16 protein-coding genes are annotated in these 16310 nt (G+C 65.8%); 6 read left to right on the top strand and 10 right to left on the bottom strand.

Features of this window, described 5'->3' with window-relative positions; translation table 11 throughout:
* Positions 1-7 precede the first annotated feature (7 nt).
* The 4 genes from adk to lpxK all read right to left on the bottom strand — a co-directional run bounded on the left by adk (position 8) and on the right by lpxK (position 3009).
* Complete coding sequence (gene adk / locus C0Z18_RS19965) at positions 8-670, bottom strand: adenylate kinase (RefSeq protein ID WP_102647167.1); 663 nt, start codon at positions 668-670, stop codon at positions 8-10.
* 271 nt (positions 671-941) lie between these two features.
* Positions 942-1760: a 3-deoxy-manno-octulosonate cytidylyltransferase gene (gene kdsB, locus C0Z18_RS19960; RefSeq protein ID WP_102647166.1), complete on the bottom strand. Its 819-nt coding sequence runs from the start codon at positions 1758-1760 to the stop codon at positions 942-944.
* Positions 1761-1811: 51 nt separating this feature from the next.
* Positions 1812-2009 (bottom strand): Trm112 family protein, encoded by a 198-nt coding sequence (locus tag C0Z18_RS19955; protein WP_102647165.1) that lies wholly within the window; start codon positions 2007-2009, stop codon positions 1812-1814.
* The gene (gene lpxK, locus C0Z18_RS19950) at positions 1990-3009 is read right to left on the bottom strand and encodes a tetraacyldisaccharide 4'-kinase (protein WP_102647284.1); all 1020 of its coding nucleotides are present in this window, start codon (positions 3007-3009) and stop codon (positions 1990-1992) included. Before lpxK ends, C0Z18_RS19955 begins: the two co-directional genes overlap by 20 nt.
* A gap of 403 nt (positions 3010-3412) precedes the next feature.
* Between lpxK and xseA the strand changes: the two genes are divergently transcribed.
* Positions 3413-4816 carry an exodeoxyribonuclease VII large subunit gene (gene xseA, locus C0Z18_RS19945; protein WP_102647164.1) on the top strand — a complete coding sequence of 468 codons (1404 nt, stop codon included), beginning with the start codon at positions 3413-3415 and terminating at the stop codon, positions 4814-4816.
* Positions 4817-5078: 262 nt separating this feature from the next.
* On the top strand, positions 5079-5657 hold the full coding sequence (gene sodB, locus C0Z18_RS19940; RefSeq protein ID WP_102647163.1) for a superoxide dismutase [Fe]: 579 nt from the start codon (positions 5079-5081) through the stop codon (positions 5655-5657).
* 117 nt (positions 5658-5774) lie between these two features.
* On the opposite strand, the gene clpP is transcribed toward sodB, so the two are convergent.
* Positions 5775-6410 carry an ATP-dependent Clp endopeptidase proteolytic subunit ClpP gene (gene clpP / locus C0Z18_RS19935; RefSeq protein ID WP_102647162.1) on the bottom strand — a complete coding sequence of 212 codons (636 nt, stop codon included), beginning with the start codon at positions 6408-6410 and terminating at the stop codon, positions 5775-5777.
* Between the two features lie 235 nt (positions 6411-6645).
* Here clpP and C0Z18_RS33240 point away from each other — a divergent pair, with 235 nt between their 5' ends.
* Positions 6646-7611 carry a sigma-70 family RNA polymerase sigma factor gene (locus C0Z18_RS33240; protein ID WP_102647161.1) on the top strand — a complete coding sequence of 322 codons (966 nt, stop codon included), beginning with the start codon at positions 6646-6648 and terminating at the stop codon, positions 7609-7611.
* 26 nt (positions 7612-7637) lie between these two features.
* Here C0Z18_RS33240 and C0Z18_RS19925 read toward each other — a convergent pair whose 3' ends face one another.
* Positions 7638-8912, bottom strand: coding sequence for a sensor domain-containing phosphodiesterase (locus C0Z18_RS19925; protein ID WP_102647160.1), 1275 nt, complete (start codon positions 8910-8912; stop codon positions 7638-7640).
* A 218-nt stretch (positions 8913-9130) separates the two neighbouring features.
* A complete protein-coding gene (locus C0Z18_RS19920; RefSeq protein ID WP_102647159.1) occupies positions 9131-10582 on the bottom strand; it encodes an aminotransferase-like domain-containing protein in 1452 nt (483 codons plus the stop codon).
* Positions 10583-10702: 120 nt separating this feature from the next.
* Here C0Z18_RS19920 and C0Z18_RS19915 point away from each other — a divergent pair, with 120 nt between their 5' ends.
* Positions 10703-11044 carry a DUF2917 domain-containing protein gene (locus C0Z18_RS19915; protein WP_102647158.1) on the top strand — a complete coding sequence of 114 codons (342 nt, stop codon included), beginning with the start codon at positions 10703-10705 and terminating at the stop codon, positions 11042-11044.
* A gap of 50 nt (positions 11045-11094) precedes the next feature.
* Here the strand turns inward: C0Z18_RS19915 and C0Z18_RS19910 are convergent, their stop codons facing one another.
* Positions 11095-12330, bottom strand: a complete 1236-nt coding sequence (locus tag C0Z18_RS19910; RefSeq protein WP_102647157.1) for a citrate synthase — start codon at positions 12328-12330, stop codon at positions 11095-11097.
* 120 nt (positions 12331-12450) lie between these two features.
* Here C0Z18_RS19910 and C0Z18_RS19905 point away from each other — a divergent pair, with 120 nt between their 5' ends.
* Positions 12451-13863: a CoA transferase gene (locus tag C0Z18_RS19905; protein ID WP_102647156.1), complete on the top strand. Its 1413-nt coding sequence runs from the start codon at positions 12451-12453 to the stop codon at positions 13861-13863.
* 49 nt (positions 13864-13912) lie between these two features.
* Here the strand turns inward: C0Z18_RS19905 and C0Z18_RS19900 are convergent, their stop codons facing one another.
* Positions 13913-14662, bottom strand: a complete 750-nt coding sequence (locus tag C0Z18_RS19900; RefSeq protein WP_102647155.1) for a GntR family transcriptional regulator — start codon at positions 14660-14662, stop codon at positions 13913-13915.
* Positions 14663-14866: 204 nt separating this feature from the next.
* Between C0Z18_RS19900 and C0Z18_RS19895 the strand changes: the two genes are divergently transcribed.
* Complete coding sequence (locus C0Z18_RS19895; protein WP_102647154.1) at positions 14867-15709, top strand: aldo/keto reductase; 843 nt, start codon at positions 14867-14869, stop codon at positions 15707-15709.
* Between the two features lie 264 nt (positions 15710-15973).
* Here C0Z18_RS19895 and C0Z18_RS33555 read toward each other — a convergent pair.
* A partial coding sequence (locus tag C0Z18_RS33555) for a hypothetical protein (protein WP_233217401.1) occupies positions 15974-16310 on the bottom strand: 337 nt, incomplete at its 5' end.

Genomic DNA, 16310 nt, shown 5'->3' with positions numbered 1-16310 from the left:
CGGCGCGTTATTTCAACGCTTCGAACACCCGTTGACGGATTTCTTCGACGCTGCCGAGGCCCGAGATGCGGCGATACTGCGGCGCGCTCAAACCGTTTTCGACGCCGCGTTGTGCCCATTGCTGGTAGTAGTCGACAAGCGGCTTCGTTTGGGAGACGTAGACGTCGAGACGCTTTTTCACGGTCTCTTCCTTGTCGTCGTCGCGCTGGATCAGCGGCTCGCCCGTGACGTCGTCCAGGCCTTCGACCTTCGGCGGATTGAACTTGACGTGATAGGTGCGGCCCGATTGCGGGTGCGTGCGGCGGCCGCTCATGCGGACGATGATTTCGTCGAACGGCACGTCGATCTCGAGCACGTAGTCGATCGCGACGCCGGCTTCCTTCATCGCTTCCGCTTGCGGCAGCGTGCGCGGGAAACCGTCGAACAGGTAACCGTTCTTGCAGTCGGCCTCGAGCAGGCGCTCCTTCACCAGATTGATGATGAGCGTGTCCGGCACGAGCTCGCCCGCGTCCATGAAGCGCTTGGCTTCGACGCCGAGCGGCGAGCCGGCCTTGACGGCGGCGCGCAGCATGTCGCCGGTCGAAATCTGCGGGATCCCGAATTGTTCTTTGATGTAGTTGGCCTGGGTACCCTTGCCCGCGCCCGGCGCGCCCAACAGGATCAAACGCATGCTGTTCTCCGAATCGAATGTGAATGCTGCGGCGCAAAGCTAAAACGCACAATCGAGATGCCGATGGCACACGCTTCCATCCGTTGCGTCGCGAGCGGCGCAAAGGCGCTCGGCCACACGCGTTGGGCGGGCCGCATCGTTCGGTACGACGCGGTCGGACGCCGGTGGGCGATCGAGCGAAACGAACGGGAATCGGAAGCGAATAGTGCGAAATGCTCGCGCAATCGGCCCTGATTATGCCATGGGTCGTTAGGGCTTCGACCGGAAAAGGTTAGGTCTTCGACAGGAAAAGTGTGCGCACGCGCTCTAGGTCGGCCAGCGTGTCGACGCCGGGCGCCGGCGCCTCGCGCGTGACCCGCACCGCGATGCGCTCGCCGTGCCACATCGCGCGCAATTGCTCGAGCATCTCGGCGTGCTCGATCGGCGCCTGAGCCAGCGTGGGATACGTGCGCAGAAAACGCGCGCGGTAAGCGTACAGCCCGATGTGACGGAGCACCGCGCCGGCCGCCGGCGCGGGCATCGCCGCGACGTCGATCGTTCGCGCGCCGCATTGCGGCGCGTAGGCGTCGCGTTGCCAAGGAATCGGCGCGCGCGAGAAGTAGAGCGCGACGCCGCGCGCATCGAGCACGACTTTGACGACGTTCGGATTGAAGACCTCGGCCGCATCGACGATCGGATGAGCGGCGGTCGCGATGGCGCAATCGGGGTGAGCGGCCAGGTGCGACACAACGTCGCGTACGAGCGCGGGGTCGATCAGCGGCTCGTCGCCCTGCACGTTGACGACGATCGTGTCGTCGGGCAGCGCGAGCCGCGTGGCCACTTCGGCGAGACGGTCCGTGCCCGAGGGATGATCGGCGCGCGTGAGCAGCGCGTCGAACCCGTGGGCTTCGACGGCTTGAAGGACGCGCGCATCGTCGGTTGCAATCAATACGCGTTGCGCGCCCGCTTCGCGCGCGCGTTCGGCCACGCGCACGACCATCGGCTTGCCCGCGATGTCGGCGAGCGGCTTTTCAGGCAAACGCGTGGAAGCGAGACGTGCGGGGACGACCGCGACGAAAGGCGGCGTGTCGAGACGGGCGTTGGCGGTCATCGAGGTGCGGAAAAAGTGCGGATACGTGAGGCGTTGGGCGGCGAGGGGGCTTCAGGCGCCGCCGGCCGGATCGACGAGGGTGCCTTCCACGGTTTGGCGCGCTTCGTCGACGAGCATGACGGGGATGCCGTCGCGAATCGGGTAGGCCAGCTTATCGGCCTGGCAGATCAGTTCTTGCTGGCCGCGGTCATAGGTGAGCGGCCCCTTGCAAATCGGGCAAACGAGAATTTCAAGCAGGCGAGCGTCCACGGAGTTTCTCCACAACCAAATCGATGAGGCGAGCAGGGAGCGTGGCTTCGACCGGGACCACCCAGATGCGAGCGTCACGCCAAGCGTTCAATTTTACTGCATCCTTCTCGGTCACCAAGATCGTGTCGACGCGCTCGTCCGCGAACGGGTTGTCGTCGAACGCGTAATGATCGGGCAGCGCCCGCGTGGCCGGGGCAAGCCCGGCCGCGCGCAGCGTCGCGAAAAAGCGCTCGGGCGCGCCGATGCCCGCGGCGGCCAGCACGCGCTCGCCGGCGAATTGCGATAGTGGGCGCCGCAGGCTCGGATCGCCGACATGCCATGCGTCGCCGGGTGTCAGCGAGAGTGCGAATGTATCGGGCCACGGCGGCAGCGTGCGCTCGAACGGGTTGTTCACGAGCGTGGCGTCGCGCCTGCGCGAGAGCGGCTCGCGCAGCGGCCCGGCGGGCAACAAGAAGCCGTTCCCCGCCAAGCGCTGATCGAAGAGCACGAGCTCGACGTCGCGCGCCAGGCGGTAGTGCTGCAAGCCGTCGTCGCTGACGATCACGTCCACGTCGACGTGCGCGGCACGCAGCGCCTTCGCGCAGGCCACGCGGTCGCGTGCGACCCAAACGGGCGCGCTCGTGCGCCGTGCGATGAGCACCGGTTCGTCGCCCACTTGCTTCGCGGACGAAGCCGCGGTGACGGGGCGCGGCTCGGCGCCTTTGCCGCCATAGCCGCGCGAAACCACGCCGGGGGTGAAGCCCGCCGCGCGCAGCGCTTCGACGAGGGCAATGACCGTGGGGGTTTTGCCGGTGCCGCCTACCGTTACGTTGCCCACGACGACGATCGGCACGCCCACGTTGACCCGTTCGCGCCAGCCGAGCGCGAAGGTGGCGCGCCGGATCGCGGCGATTGCACCGAATACGCAGGCAAGGGGGATCATGCACCAAGCGAATGCGCCGCGACGTTGCCATTCGCGAGTGACATAGGCTTCGGCGCGTGCTTTGAATCGGTCGGCCATGCGGTTCATCGGGCGGGCGGGGCCTCGGGTTATGGCGGGACCCGGCACTGTAGCGCGCCCCCCGAGCCCGCCGCAAGCGCGCCTTGCGATCGATCTTGGCCGGTGCGGGACGGTGAGCGGCTTCCCCGTCTGTGGATAACTCTGTGAAGAACTTCCATCGCCGCGACCGCAGAGGCCGATAAATCGGACTTCTTATCGGCCAAGTCCATTCGATGGCGTAAAAATAGTCGATAAAAATCAATGACTTGCGATGTTTCATCGCGCGCTCCGCGAGCCCGCTTCGGTGTTCTCGGCCATCGCCGGTGGCGCTTCGCTATGTGGGAAACCTTGCATGACATGACGGAGCACTGGACGGGCGGCGCCGCGCGGTCTATTGTCCTGACCGGTCCGAAAAAGGTTTTGCATGCAATCTCGCCCTCCATTTCCGCCCGGCGGCTCGTCCGCGCCGCTCCCCGCCGCCGCTTTCGAAGCCGATGTGGCCGTGCCCGTTTCCGTGCTCAATCGCGCCATCGGCACGATGCTCGAGCGCTCGTTTCCGCTCGTTTGGGTGGCGGGCGAAGTGTCGAATTTCACGCGCGCCGCGAGCGGGCATTGGTATTTCTCGATCAAGGACGCGGGCGCGCAGATGCGCTGTGTCATGTTCCGCGGCCGTGCCCAGTACGCGGAATTCACGCCGCGCGAGGGCGACAAGATCGAGGTGCGTGCGCTCGTGACGATGTACGAGCCGCGCGGCGAGCTGCAATTGAACGTGGAGGCCGTGCGCCGTACCGGCACGGGGCGCCTGTACGAGCAGTTCCTCAAGCTGAAGGCGCAACTCGAGGCGGAGGGGTTGTTTGCCGCCGAGCGCAAGCGGCCTTTGCCTTCGCATCCGCGAACGATCGGCATCGTCACATCGCTGCAAGCCGCGGCGCTGCGCGATGTCCTCACGACGCTCGCGCGCCGTGCGCCGCACGTGGCGGTCATCGTCTATCCCGCGCCCGTGCAAGGCGCGGGGGCCAGCGAGAAGCTTGCCGCGATGGTCGAGACCGCGAACGCGCGTCGCGAGGTCGACGTGCTGATCGTTTGCCGCGGCGGCGGTTCGATCGAAGATCTGTGGTCGTTCAACGAGGAGCGGCTCGCGCGTGCGATTGCGGGGAGCGAGTTGCCGGTGGTGAGCGGCGTCGGGCACGAGACGGATTTCACGATCGCCGATTTCGCGGCCGATGTGCGGGCGCCCACGCCCACGGGCGCCGCCGAACTCGTGAGCCCGCAACGCACGATGCTGTTGCGCGAGTTGGACCATCGCACCGCCGCGCTCGCGCGTGGATTCGGGCGGCTCATGGAGCGGCGGGCGCAGCAGCTCGACTGGCTTGCACGCAGGCTCGTGAGTCCTGCCGAGCGTTTGCGCCGGCAACGCTCGCATCTTCAGCAATTGCAGGCGCGACTGGCCTCGGCGGGCGGGCGTCCGTTGCGCGACGCGCAGGCGCGTTTTGCGCTCGTGCGCCTTTCGTGGCAGCGCTGGCGGCCCGATCTCGCCGCCCCGCGCGCCGCGCTGGCGGGGCTGTCGCGGCGGCTCGCCGTCGGCGTGGAGCGGCAGCGCGAGCGCCGCTGCGCGCAGGTGGCGACGCTTAAGGCCCGGCTCGAACTGCTGAGCCCTCAACGGACGTTCGAGCGCGGCTACGCGGCACTCATCGATACGCAAACGGGGCGCGCGGTGCGATCGCCGTCGACTTTGAAGCGCGATAAACGGCTGACCGTGCATGTGGCCGAGGGCTCGGTCGACGTCACGCTCAAGGATGTGCAAGCTCGATTGACCGGCGACTTTTAAAGGCCGCCCGCCCGCTTTGCCGCGTGCCGAACGGATGGGCTTGCCCTCAGATGCGGCGATTTGGGGGCGGATGTCCGTCATTTGCCTCCATCTATGCGACGAAATGCGTCTTGCGAGAGCATTTTTTACGCTGATTACGGCGGCTGACGGTCAATGCTGCCCATAAAGGCCGCTCGTTTGCGGGGTTATTCCAACTCGCCTACAATCCAATGCTCCAAAGCGTTAGCCGCCTACTTCCCCATAACACAGAAGGAACAGCACCATGGAACATACGCTCCCGCCGCTGCCGTACGCGAAGAACGCGCTCGCTCCGCATATGTCGGAGGAAACGCTCGAGTTTCACTATGGCAAGCACCATCAAGCCTACGTGACGAACTTGAACAACTTGATCAAGGGCACCGAGTTCGAAAACCTGTCGCTCGAAGAGATCATCAAGAAGTCGTCGGGCGGTGTTTTCAACAACTCCGCGCAAGTGTGGAACCATACGTTCTTCTGGAACTGCCTGAAGCCGCAAGGCGGCGGCGCGCCGAGCGGTGCGCTGGGCGACGCGATCAACGCGAAGTGGGGCTCCTTCGACGCGTTCAAGGAAGCGTTCTCGAAGGCCGCCGTGGGCAACTTCGGTTCGGGCTGGACGTGGCTCGTGAAAAAGGCCGACGGCTCGCTCGACATCGTGTCGACGAGCAACGCCGCGACGCCGCTGACGACCGATGCCAAGGCGCTGCTGACGATCGACGTGTGGGAACACGCGTACTACATCGATTACCGCAACGCGCGTCCGAAGTTCGTCGAGGCGTACTGGAACCTCGTGAACTGGGATTTCGCCGCGAAGAACTTCGCGTAAGTTACGGTTGCACGAAGGCAAGGGCGCCGCAAAGAGCGCCCTTGCAACAAGAAGGCTCTTCTCACCGGAGAGCTTTTTTTTCGTGGAGCGGCGCCATCGCAGGGCGCCGTTCCCATATTAGAGCGTCGTGCGCCTCGCAAAGTCCGCGAGCGAGACCCGATCGGCGAGTACATCGTCGATCAGCCCATACTCTTTTGCCGCGATTGCCGACATGAAATTGTCGCGGTCGGTATCCTTGGCGATCTGCTCGATCGACTGACCCGTACGCTCCGCCAGTATGCCGTTGAGCCGCTCGCGCAAAAACAGCACCTCTTTCGCCTGAATCTCGATGTCGGCGGCCGTGCCTTGATTGCCGCCCGACGGCTGGTGAATCATGATGCGCGCATTCGGTAGCGCGAAGCGTTTGCCCTTCGCGCCGGCGGCGAGTAGAAACGAACCCATGCTCGCCGCGAATCCCGTGCACAACGTCGAGACTTGCGGCTTGATGAACTGCATCGTGTCGTAGATGGCAAAGCCGTCGTACACCGAGCCGCCCGGCGAATTGATGTAAAAGAAAATATCCTTGTCAGGGTTCTCGGACTCGAGAAACAGCATCTGCGCGACGATCAAGCTCGCCGTGTCGTCGGTGACGGGACCGACGAGAAAGACGATCCGCTCGCGCAGCAGCCGGGAATAGATGTCGTAGGCGCGCTCGCCCCGGCCCGATTGCTCGATGACGGTCGGCACGAGTTGACTCGATGGATGGGAAGGCATGGCGCTCCTCGGGTGAGAATCGACGATGTCCGCTTAGCGAGGATACGCTTCGCAAGCGGTCTTTGCTGTCATGACGCACGGCCCGCCGATAGTGTGACGTTCGGCCGGCGAAACGCCCGCGCGAGCCGTCCTACGGAAAAAAACATCCGCAGGGGCGTCACATCGGAGCATGCTCGAACGTCAATATGAGGCAGGCGCACCGCGCGCCGAAAGCTCGACTTTAGGAGCCAATTCAATGAAACAAGAAGAAATAGAGAAAACATCGGGTTTCGAGGCCGCCCGTGCGCGGCTCATATCGATCGCTTATCGCATGCTCGGCAGCCGTGCCGAAGCCGAGGACGTCGTGCAAGACGCATGGCTGAAATGGCACGCGGCAGCGGCGGAAGAGCTGCGTACGCCGCTCGCCTGGCTCACCACGGTGACCACCCGCCTGGCGATCGACCGCATCCGGCGTCTGCAATCCGAACAGACGGCGCGCGCGAACGATTGGCTATTGCAGCCTTGGCTCGATGAGTGGGTCCCCTCCGCCGAGGACGAGGCATTGCGCGCGGCGTCAGTATCGGAGGCCGTCGCGCTGATGATCGAGCGGCTCTCGCCGGACGAGCGCGCGGCGTTCGTGCTGCACGAAGCGTTCGACTACGACTACGCGCAAATCGGCGAGGTCGTCGGCAAGACGGCCGCGCATTGCCGTCAATTGGCGCACCGGGCCCGGCAGCGTCTGGCCGGCGCGGCATCGCGCGATCGCATCGAGGCCGCGCAATCGGGTGCGGGTAGCGCCCGGCGCCTGCGCGACGTCATTCACGAGGCCGATGCCGCCGGCGCCTTGCGCTTGTTTGCCGTTAATCCGATGACCATCGCTGCCGGCGCGAATCAGGCGGGCGCACGCGCGGCCGCCGTGGGCACGGCGCGTTCGGCCGTCGAACGGGTGGTGGGGCAAAGCGAGGGCGCTTCGGTCGAGGTCTATGCGTTGCCGTCGGATTGGGGGGGCGCGTTCGCGCTCGTGCGCGCCTGTGAAGTGGTCGGTCTCGTTCGCTTCACGTGGATGCGCGCACGCACGGGCCGTTGGAGGGGCGAATTCATGCTCGTGACGAGCGGGCCCGACGTGGACGCGCTCAACCGGCGCTTCGGTTCGCAAGCGATCGCCGAATTGATCACGCGCATCGCCGGCCGATCGTCGCTTGCGACGCAATGCATGGCCTGACGCGCGTTTTATCCCTCTCTTCTCTCTTATCTGCGGCTCGACGCCGCTTCCCAATCGATATCGACGCACAGCACCTGCAGCCCTTGGGGCGTTTGCGCCGCGATCGATGCCGTGACGCACAGATGCGCTTCGTTCAGCGAGAGGTACGGCGCCGTCACATGCACGGGCCCGGGTGCCCGAACGGCTTCCGTGAAGTACGGACGATGCGCCCAGTTCGCCCCTTCCGAATGCAGCAGCGGCCGAAAGCGCTTCGCGCGTCGCGACACGCGCCCGTTCGGCACGACGTTATCGCCGATCTGCCGGCCCTCGGCGTCGAGCACGAAGCAGCGTGCGGTATCCGGTAGCGCCAGCAGCGCGTCGCAAGCGGCCACCACGGGCTTGCCGGACACGAACTGCTCGCACGCTTGCTCGAGCGACTTCACGTAAGGCTCCAGGCGCTCCGTCTGCGCACGCTCGCGGGCGGCGATGCGCTTGCGCAATGCCGCCGACAGCCCGTCGATGAGCCCGGCCGCGGCTTGTGGTTCGACCGGTTCGGCGCTCGGCTCGGCGAAAAAGCTGCCTTGCACGAAATCCACGTTGCATTCGAGCGCGATCAGCGCGTCGCGCTCGGTCGCCAGGCCGCCCATGAGCACGAGTTGCCCCGATTCATGGAGCAGCGAAACGAGTTGAGGCAACACGCGCTCGAAATGTGAGTGCTCGCTTGCTTGCGCGAGGATGCCGCGATCGAGCGAAACGATGTCCGGATGCAAATGCCAGACGCGATCGATGTTCGAGTGCTTCGCCCCGAATCCGCCTAGCGCGATCAAAAAACCCGATTTGCGCAAGCCGTCGACGATCTCCGCGAAGCGGCCCGTTTCGCCGCCCGCTTGCTCCGGAACCTCGAGCACCACGCGCTGCGGCGGCAGCCCGAGCGACTTCAGATTCGCGAGCAGTGCATCGCCGTAGCTCGTATCCATCAGCGCCGCCGGATGCAGGCTCAAGAAGAGCCACTCGTCGTGACCGTCGATCGCGCTGAAATTGCCCAGATGCAGCGATTCGGCGAGCCGCCCGAGCTCGAGCAGATCTCCGCGCCGCGCCGCTTGCGCGAACACGTCGCGCGAAGGCACCTGCCGCCCTTCGTCGTCGTGGGCGCGTAGCGAGGCGTGATAGCCGATCGCCCGTCGATGCGAGACCGAAAAGACCGGCTGGAACACGCTGAACACGGTGTAGCCGCCATAGACGACGGTGCGGCGGCTACCCGCGTCGTCCGCGACGGGACGAGGCGGCTGAAAGCCGGGAGGATCGAGATCGATCATGCTCATGGGGAAATCGACGGGGTGAAAACGGGCGCTTGCGCGCGACGACGCGGGGCGTCAACTACGAACTGTACAGCATACGAGAGCAAGTTCTATGCGCGATGTCAAAACGCTTGGCGTTGCTCCTCGCGAGGCGTATTCGCGCACAGCCCTGGTGCTGAGCCGCTGCTGGCGCGGCACCGGGACGGGGCGCGCTCTCATGACAGGTGCATCGCGCGCCGGCCTCAAGAGGCGATCGCTCGCTCGGCGGGCGCGGTGGCCGAGACCGGCTCCAGTTGTCCCGCTCGCACGAAAAACGCCTGAGCACGTGGGTCCTGCGCGTAAGCGGCGTTGACCCGAATCCAAGGGCTCGGCTCGCTATTCGGGCGAAAGTAGGCCCCTGTCGCGATCGTGACGTCGCACTCGGACGCACACGCCACCAAGGTTTGCGAATCGTCGATGTGCGGCACGCGGGCCCAGATGAACTTGCCGCCCGCCGGCGGCGCGAACAATTGCCAGCCGTTTGCCTCGAGCGTGCGCGCCGTCGCACCGAGCGCGTCGCTCATGCGCCGGCGCAGCCGCTCGAGAAATTTTCGGTAGGCGCCGCGCTCGAGCATCGTCAATGCGACCGCTTCCGCGAATTGCGATCCGCTGATGCTCGTCAGCATCTTGATGTCGCCCAGCGCTTTGACGGTCTTGTGGCACGCGGCAATGAAGCCGATGCGCAGCGACGAGGAAAGCGTTTTGGATAACCCGCCGATGTAGATGACGCGCTCGAGCTGATCGAGCGCCGCGAGACGGTCGGTCGTATCGGCTTGGAAATCGGCGTAGATATCGTCTTCCACGATCGTGAAGTCATACTCGTGCGCGAGTTGCAGGAGTCGGAACGCGACCGAGGGCGCCACGATCGTCCCCGTGGGGTTGTGAAACACGGTATTGACGAAGACCGCGCGCGGGCGATGCAGCTTCAACTGCGCTTGCAGGAACTCGATGTCGGGGCCCGTGGCCGTGCGCGGAATGCCGACCACGTTGATGCCGTGCAACTTTAGGAGTCCGAACAAGTTGTAGTAGCCCGGGTCTTCGACGAACATCGTATCGCCGGCACGCAGCAGATACCGGACGATCAGGTCGATCGCCTGACTCGCGCCCTGGGTGATCAGGATTTGCGCGGCGTCCGCGGAGATCCCGAGCGGGGCGATGCGCGCTTGCAGGTGTTCGCGCAACGCGGGATTCCCGAGCGGCGTAGCGTAGTCGATCAGCGAACCGGGATCGGTGCGCGCCACGTGCCGGACGGCTTGCGAGATGCCCTCCATGTCGCGCCATGCCTCGGGGATGAACCCGCTGCCGAGCTTCAGCGTTTCGCCGGGGTGATTGAACTGCGCGAGGATGTAGTTCGATTCCTCCTCGGCCCGGCGCGGGTCCGACGCACCCGCGCGATCGAGGGCGGCGTGCGCGCTTGCGCTGACGTAAAACCCCGATCCGTGGCGCGACTCGACGAGGCCCAGCGACACCAGCCGGTCATAAGCCTCGATCACCGGAAATCGGCTGACGGCACAGTCTTGGGCAAGTTGGCGGATCGACGGCAATTTGGCGCCCGCATGCGCCTCGCGCGAGCGAATCCACGCTTCCATGGCCGCGACGATCTGCTCGGTCATCGGCACCGCGCTCTCGCGGCTGATTTTTATCTGCATCGACACGCTCCGACTGTTCGGTATTTCAACTGAACAGTTCGGACAAAACTGTTCAGTACTGTGCATGTGATTGTAGTCGCGCCATCGCAATAATGCGTAGACGGAACAATTTTGAAGGAGTAGGCGATGCGCGAAATCCGAACGTTCGAGATGGGATACGACGAACCCGCAGCGTCCTGGCGCGTGGGCCGCGCGCTCGTCGTCGAGGTGCAGCAGGGCACGCTGTGGCTGACGTTCGAAGGCGATGCCGAAGACTATTGGGTCGATCCGGGCCAGTCTTTTCTGTTGCCCGCCGGGACGCGGGCATGGATCGGCGCGGGGCGAGGGGATGTGCGCTTGGCGCTCATCGACGCAAGCGCCCGGGGTCAGCTCGACCGGAATGCGCTGCCGGCGGCCGGTTCGAAAACCGCGGCCGCGCGGGTAGCGCCCACCGGCTTCGCGACGCGCTGGCGGCATGCGGCGGCTTGACGGGCGGCATGCACGTCGCGCACGCAGGAGCGCATCTGCGTATCAAGGCATCAACGCATCGGTTCGTCGGGGCCGACGTAGCGTGCGCGTGGCCGAATGAGCCGGCCGTCGTCGATCTGCTCCATGGCGTGCGCGATCCAGCCTGCTGCCCGGCCGAGCGCGAACAGCGAGAACGCCGCGCCCTGCGGCAAACCGAGGACCCGTTCGAGCGAGGACAGGGCGAAGTCCACCGTGGGGGCGAGCCCCGTCGCGTCGAACGCGGCGCGCACGATCGAATCGATTTGGCCGAGCGTCTCACGCTCGGCGCGAGTCGTAGCTTGCTGCGCCAGCATCTCGAGCAGGATCGCCGCGCGCGGGTCACCGCTCGGATAGAGCATATGACCGAAGCCGGGCAAGACGGTGCGTTGCACGACATCGGTTCGCGCGAGCCTGGCGGCCAGATAGCGGTCCACATCGCCCGCTTCCCGCGCCTCGTGAAACAGGGCGGTGACGAGCATCGTCTCGCCGCAGTGGCGCGGCCCGGCCAGCGCCGCGAGCCCGCCGGTGACCGCGCCGAACAGATGCATGCCCGTGGACGCGATACATCGGACGGTGAACGTGGACGCGTTCAATTCGTGATCGGCGCATACGACGAGCGCCGCGCGCAGCAAGTCGAGGTGCCTGCGCTGGCGAATGCCCCAAGCGGCGGCGAGCTGTCGATGCAACGGTTCGCGCGAGAGGGGTACGGCCGCGAGCGCGGCGGCCAACACGCGCATCAGCGCCGGCGCGGTCTCCAACTGAGCCTGCCGGCCCGTCGAGAACAGACGCGGCATATGCGCCGCCGCGGCGGGCAGCATGACGAGCGCGCGTTCGTGCGGCGCGCTGGCGATCGTCTGCTTGATCCACGTTTGCCAAGCCGATGAGGCGATCGGTGCATCGGGCGCGGCATCGAAACAGCTCTGATCGCATTCCCATAGCCACGCGGCGGCTTCCTCTAGCGTGGCGGTGCGCGCGAGTTCGATGGCGTCGCGTCCGCGATAAAGGAGTCGGCCATCGGCAATCGACGTGATGCGCGATTCGAGTACCGGTACGCCCCAATCGAGTACCTTCTGCGCGACCTTGCCCGCACGCTTGCCGTCCGCTTTGCGGCGCGCGAGCCGTCGCACTTCGTCGGCGGCATAAAGCCTGCGCTTGCCGGTGCTCTCCGGTGCGGAACTGAGCACGCCCCGGCTCACGTACGAGTACAGCGTGGGGAGGCTGATGCCGAGGGCGGCGGCCGCTTCGGCGGCGGTCAAGTAAGTCGACATGATCTGAAGTCGCGAGAAGAACCCAACAAATCGATATATGTTGATTATTTGAATCGAGATTGATCGATATGGACCTCGATTTTAGACTCATCGACACCTCAACTGCGTTCGGTTAGCACCATGACAGCGTTTAGCGCACTCCAATACGTGTGGTCCTTGGCCGGTTGCGACGCGGCTGCGTTGGAAGACATCCGGCTTGCCGGGGAGGACCCCGGACTGCCGTCCGTCTACCGCGTCGGCGCGCTCGCCAATGCGACGATCGGCGCGCAAGCGCTGGCCGCCGCCGAATGTTATCGATTGCGCACGGGGCGGCGCCAGCGCGTCGAGCTCGAGCAGCGGCGTGCGCTTGCCGTGTTTCGAAGCGAACGTTATTTGCGTATCGATGAAGGGCCGCCCCCCGAGCTGCGCGATCCGTTGATGGGGTTTTACGAAACGCGCGACGGACGATGGATTCAACTCCATACGAATTTCCCGCATCACAGGCAAGGCGTCGTGAAGGTGCTCGGCTGCGCCGACGATCATGCCGCGGTCGCCGAAGCGATTCGCGGCTGGGATGGCGCCGCGCTCGATCAGGTGCTCGCCGATGCCGGGCTTTGCGCGGCATTGATCAGGAGCCCGGAGGAATGGGCGGCGCTGCCGCAAGCCGCCGCGCTCGCAGCCCGTCCGTTGTTCGAAATCGAGCGGATCGGCGGCGAGGCGGGCGATGCGCCGCCCATGCCGATCGGCGGCGCCGGCTCGTTTGCGACGAGGCCGCTCGAAGGGGTACGCGTGCTCGACCTGAGCCGCATCATCGCAGGGCCGGTGGCAGGGCGTACGCTTGCGCAGCATGGGGCGGACGTATTGCTCGTCAACGGGCCACACTTGCCGAACATCGCACCTCTCGTCATCGACAACGGTCGCGGCAAACGTTCCGCGCTGCTGGATCTACGGCGCGAGGACGAGCGAGCCGTGTTGCATGCCCTGGCTCGGGACACCGACGTGTTCCTGCAGGGGTATCGGCCCGGCGCGCTCGCGGCGCACGGATTCTCGCCCGAGGCGCTGGCACGCGCGAGGCCCGGAATCGTCTACGTTTCCATCTGCGCTTACGGATACTCGGGCCCGTGGTCGCAGCGGCGTGGCTTCGACAGTCTCGTGCAATCCGCGAGCGGCATTGCCTGGACCGAGCGCGAGGCGGCGGGCGCGGCGGCGCCTAAGCATTTGCCTTGTCAGGCGCTCGATCATGCGACGGGATACCTCGCGGCGTTCGGTGCGATGGTGGCGTTGCAGCGACGGGCCGTCGAGGGTGGTAGCTGGCATGTGCGCGTGTCGCTGGCGCAGACCGGGCGCTGGTTGCAATCGCTGGGGACGATCGCCGACGGCTGGCGCGCGCCGAATGTACGGCCGGGCGACGTGCGCGACCTCATGCAGACGATGGATTCGCCGTTCGGCAAAGTGCTGGCTGTGGCGCCGGCCGAGGCGATGTCGGCGACGCCCGCGCGATTCGACCGTCCGCCTGTCCCGCTCGGCACCGATCGGGCGAGTTGGGGCGTGTAGCGCGGCGCCGGCCTGCGCGATGCGCGGCGCATGGCTCGCTTGTGCCGCGCTACTTGCGAAGCTCTGCCACGAAGTCGTAGTAGTCGTTACGGCAGTACGTATCGGTGAGTTCGATCGCGCGTTGATCGGCCGTGTAGCCGATGCGCGTGATGAGCAGCAGCGCGTCGTGCGTCGCGATGCCCATCTGGCGCGCGATTTCCTCGCTCGCGTTGACGGCGCGGAAATGCTGCAGCGCGCGGACGATTCCGAGGCCACGCTGCTCGAGATAGCTGTACAAAGAGTCGCCGATCGCATGCGGATCGGGTATGACCGATGCGGGTAGTGTCGAATTCTCGACGGCCATGACGATGCCATTGGCTAGCCGTAGCCGCTTCAGCCGCGTGACGGCGGCGGCCGGCGACAAACCGAGCTGGATGACTTCGTCGCGGCTGGCGGGCTGGATTTCTTGCGAAATCCATTTCGAACTCGGCGTAAATCCTCGACGGCGCAGCATCTCGCTGAAGCTCGATAGGCGCGAGAGCGGATCGTCGTAGCGTGGGGTGATGAAGCTGCCCGCGCCTTGCGTGCGGCGGATGAGCCCTTGTTCGACGAGCAGGGCGATCGCCTTGCGGGCCGTGATGCGCGAGACGCCGAGGGCGTCCGACAGCACGCGCTCCGAGGGCAGCGCTTCGCCGGCGTTCCAACGATTTTCGTGGATCGCCTGGCCGAGCTTGCGCGCGAGCTGCAGGTAAAGCGGCGTGTCGTTATCGGGATCGGGGCGCAAATCGCGCCAGCGGTCTTCCGAGGAAGCTTGGGTCATGGAGTATGCGCGGCGAAGGGCAAGCGGCAATTTTAAGTCATCGCGCGGGCCTCAGGGCCGGTTATCGGTGGGCGGGCCTCGAAGCTCGCCTCGTGATGCGTGTCATCGGCTCATGCTTGGCTGGTGCTTGGGTCATGTGCGCGCGGACAATGCCGGCGATGACTACACTCGTGAACATCGTCAATCGTTGAAAAGGAGCCCGATATGACGCGCGACGACGCTTTCGTCACGCTGCCCGACGGCGAGCACATCGCCCGCTTGGGGCAAGGTACATGGGAGATGGGCGAGCGTGCCGAGCGGCGCGGCGCCGAAATCGACGCATTGCGCGCCGGCATCGATCTCGGCATGACCGTGATCGACACGGCCGAAATGTATGGGGAAGGGGCGACCGAGACTTTGCTGGCCGAAGCGCTCGCGGGGCTGCGCGAGCGAGTGTTCCTCGTGAGCAAGGTCTATCCGCACAATGCGAGCAGGCGCGGGGTGGCGGCTTCGTGCGAGGCGAGTTTGCGGCGGTTGAAGACCGATCGGCTCGATTTGTATCTGCTGCATTGGCGTGGCGGTATCGCGCTCGAGGAGACGATCGAGGGGTTCGAGGCGTTGCGGCGCGACGGCAAGATACGCCACTGGGGCGTGAGCAACCTCGACGTCGCGGATATGGACGAATTGATGGACGCGGGCGGGCAAGCGTGCGCCACGAATCAAATTCTCTATAACGTGGCACGGCGCGGACCCGAATTCGATTTGCTGCCGTGGATGGCGGCGCGCCGGATGCCCGCGATGGCGTATAGCCCCATCGATCATATGCGCTTGCCGAAACGATCGGTGCTCGATGTGGTCGCGCGTGAGCGCGCTCTGTCGCCGGTGCAAGTCGCGCTGGCATGGGTGCTGGCGCAGCCACAAGTGTGCGCGATTCCCAAGGCCGGTAGCGTCGAGCACGTGCGTTCGAATCGGCAGGCGCTCGATGTTTCGCTGACCGCCGAGGAACTCGCGGCGATCGACGGCGAGTTCAAACGGCCGCGCAAGAAGGTGCCGCTCGAAATGTTGTGAGTGCGGGAGGCATACGGTCGATTGCCGGGCGCGTGATCGCGGGCGTTGTCGGTGCGGTGGGGGACGCTGCTTCGAACGATCTTGCGTCGGTCGAATGGTCGACGATGATGCATCTTTGAGACGGTGCACTCGGGCGGCCCGCGCCGCTGCGTCGAGCGACCCAGGGCGGCGCGGTGAGTGGGACGCGTGGCTGCGGTGAAAGGGCCGCCACGCTCTCGGTGCAACGTGCGTCGCGCGTTTGGCGCGCGCCGCACGTCTTGCTGTTCAGTGGCCGTGACCGCCGCCCGAACCACCGCTGCCGTTTGCGCCTGAGCCGTTCCCGCCGGAGCCGTGGCCGTTGCCCGATCCGTTGCCTCCGGCGCCGCTGTTCCCGTGGCCGCCGCCCGAGGCACCGCCATTATTGCCGCCCGCACCGTGGCCATTGCCGGAGCCGTTGCCGCCGTGTCCACCGCTCGAGCCTCCACCGCTACTACCGCCCGAACCGCCGCTGCCGCCCGAGCCGTGTCCGCTACCGCCGCCGCTACTACCACTGCTTCCGCCGCCTCCGCCGCAACCGCACCCGCCTCCCGGACCGCCATGTCCGCCACCCGAGCCGCCAGAG

Origin of the sequence: Trinickia dabaoshanensis, assembly GCF_002879885.1 — a bacterium.
Classification (GTDB): domain Bacteria; phylum Pseudomonadota; class Gammaproteobacteria; order Burkholderiales; family Burkholderiaceae; genus Trinickia; species Trinickia dabaoshanensis.
The sequence above is the reverse complement of the archived record's forward strand: the minus strand, read 5'-3'. Positions and strand labels throughout refer to the sequence as shown.